The organism is Treponema sp. R80B11-R83G3 (assembly GCF_054786115.1).
Window position 1 is genome coordinate 1 of record NZ_BDHF01000140.1, and the last position, 2,569, is coordinate 2,569.

Consider the following 2,569-nt stretch of genomic DNA (forward strand, 5'->3'; position numbering starts at 1 on the left):
CGAAAAAAATATCAAAAAATTTGGTGGAGATGCGGCAATTGATGTAAAAATAAAATATGGTTCCAACCCAATACAATGGATACTTACTGCAGTAACCGGAGGAATATGGGTTCCAGGAACAGTTACAGTTACTGGTACTATAGTAAAAGTTGTAAATTAATTATCAGCACTATAGTATAAATGATGTAGGTTTTTAAAACAGATTTTACGGCACATAACATACGGTAAAAACCACAGTTTGGGCAGGGGGAATGTCCAAAAAGTTTGAAATTTACTACGAACCACACGAACCAACACGAACAACGACAAGATATGTGCAAAAAGTTCGTGATTTTCGTGTGGTTCGTGGTAGAAATTTTTCTTTTTGGACAGCCCCTATTACCTGCCCCAAACATCTTTTACCGCCGAAACGTTAAATCTCTCATTTTGCTTGACCGAGAAAACAATTCATCATTTACTTTTTAAATTTTTACCATTGACATTGGGGATAGTCTGTGGTATATTTGAATGGGTAGGGAATTCCCTATCTAATGACTGGGTGTCGTCAGAAATGGCCAGATTCAGGGAATAAGGATCAGTCCCAGCCGTACCCGCCTTGCCGATTTGTTTTTCATAAAGCAAATCGGCTGTTTTTTTTATTTTATTTATTATGTTATTAGTATCTCTTCTATGGGTGTGGACTTGCCATTTTGCTTGACTGTTTTTAAAATTTTTCGAAAAAATTTCACACATGGAGAAAGAGAAGAGTACAAAGTGAAATTAGGCTCTTTTTGCGCAATCTTATCGTGAAACTCACGTATTGATAACGAACAACAACATTGCTAATTGCTCATTTCTCATTGCTAATTGGTTTTCACTCCCCTTTGTGCTCTTTGTGTGTGAGTCTTTTTTGAATTCTCTCCCTTGTCCATATCCCCTAATTATATAAAATTATTTTAATGGAACCGCAAATCAGGGAAAAGCCAACTCATAGTTATCGTTGCATGGACATTTTACCGTTGTTTACTGTATATATTCTCCATAGCGCGTTTGGGTTTGGATCATCTGGAGAGCCAGTATATGTTACAACATGAGTACCATTGGCTGTTCTACCGGCATATACATGAAAGTTTGTACCCCAGTGAGTGTATATTTGGTATATTCCATCACCAACTTTTCTAAACCTGAAACGTTGATGAATACCATCGTATGAGTTGTTTTGCTCATAAAGTATAATCTGAAGATTATCTTCGTTACGATTGTTTGGAATATCAATTATGCCGTGGACATTATTTCTTATTATGTACCACCCGTCTCCCAAATGCTCAAGGCGGAAAAGACGGTGCGGTCTGTTTGGTTCATTACCGCTCATATCCCATAAATGGATTCCAGTACCATTTCTGGGATTCACTCCATCTGGCGCAAAAAAACCTTCTAAACTGCCGATAGGAGCCCGCACTGTTTGAAAGACAACATTCATATTTGTAGGCAAATCCGTTACCCATCCTGTCTGTAATTTGGTAGCAGCGATATAATTATCTCCCGTCATCGCCTTTACGGCTACACTGTCCGCAGATCCCGCGTTAACAATTCGCCCGTTTACGCTCGCAACCCGTATCGCCAGCGTCTCGCTTATTTTGTTAGCGTCCACTGCGGGATACGTGACGGTTTGAGGCGTCTGTATCTTTACCCCGACAGACTTCCCGTCGCTGAATTCTATCTTCCACCCGGAAGAGAATGTCACTCCCTGCCGCCCAAGCACCGCCCCCTTGTCGTTAAGCAGGTCAAGCACCAAATTGTATTTCACTTCCGCAGTCGGTGTCACTTGTGAAGCCCCGCCTGAAGCGTTTTTTAACGGCCAATCCAGCTTCCACGCCGCAGCTTGCCCGGTTCCGGCAAAACCTTCATAAACCGCATTCACCACTCCGGTTATCGGCACCGGCCATGACTCCAAGGGCGCAAGGCATACGTCTACGCTTATCGGTATCGTCTCCTTGTCCCAGTCAATCTCCCCTTGCTTGAAATCCGCAGAATATATAAGCGTTGTCGTCAACGGCGTTTTCTTAATGTAGCCGGCCACAAACTGGTCGCACTCGGTCAGCCGCCCAACCCACGCCTTGCGCCATGCTATCGCGTTGCGTATATCCTCCCCCATGCTGCTGCTGGTAATGTCTGCGTTCACGATGTCCAGCCTGCTCACTATTTCCGCAGAGGACGGATTGTAATTCACCGCCTGCAGGTAATATGCGAACGCCTCGACTGCCGTGCCGCTCTTCTGCGCCACTATGCCTTTGGACAGGGCTGTTTCCGCCTGTATCTGCCTGTCGTCCGCCGCAGAGGTCATTGACCGTTTCCCAGCGTCAGTCAGCTTTACGCCCAACTGGTCTAGCAAGTCGGCGGACGCTTCCTGTATGGCGGACAGATTTTCCAGCGCAGACAGCGAGTACGGTTTCGGCCCGTAAGAGGCGACGCGTTTGCCCGCCTCCACGTCTGACACTGAAAACTCCGCCATAAACGAACCGTTCGGCGCTTTAGTAATCGTACCTATGAGGATATAGCGGGCGTTGGCTAGCTTGCCTATGCTGATGTA

2 protein-coding genes are annotated in these 2,569 nt (G+C 45.0%); both read right to left on the reverse strand.

Annotated elements, in window-relative coordinates; translation table 11 throughout:
• Positions 1-450: 450 nt before the first annotated feature.
• Positions 451-732: a hypothetical protein gene (locus tag ACYVRH_RS11645; protein WP_461257083.1), complete on the reverse strand. Its 282-nt coding sequence runs from the start codon at positions 730-732 to the stop codon at positions 451-453.
• 241 nt (positions 733-973) lie between these two features.
• Positions 974-2,569, reverse strand: a 1,596-nt coding sequence (locus tag ACYVRH_RS11650; RefSeq protein WP_461257084.1) for an RICIN domain-containing protein, incomplete at its 5' end; no start/stop codon positions are given.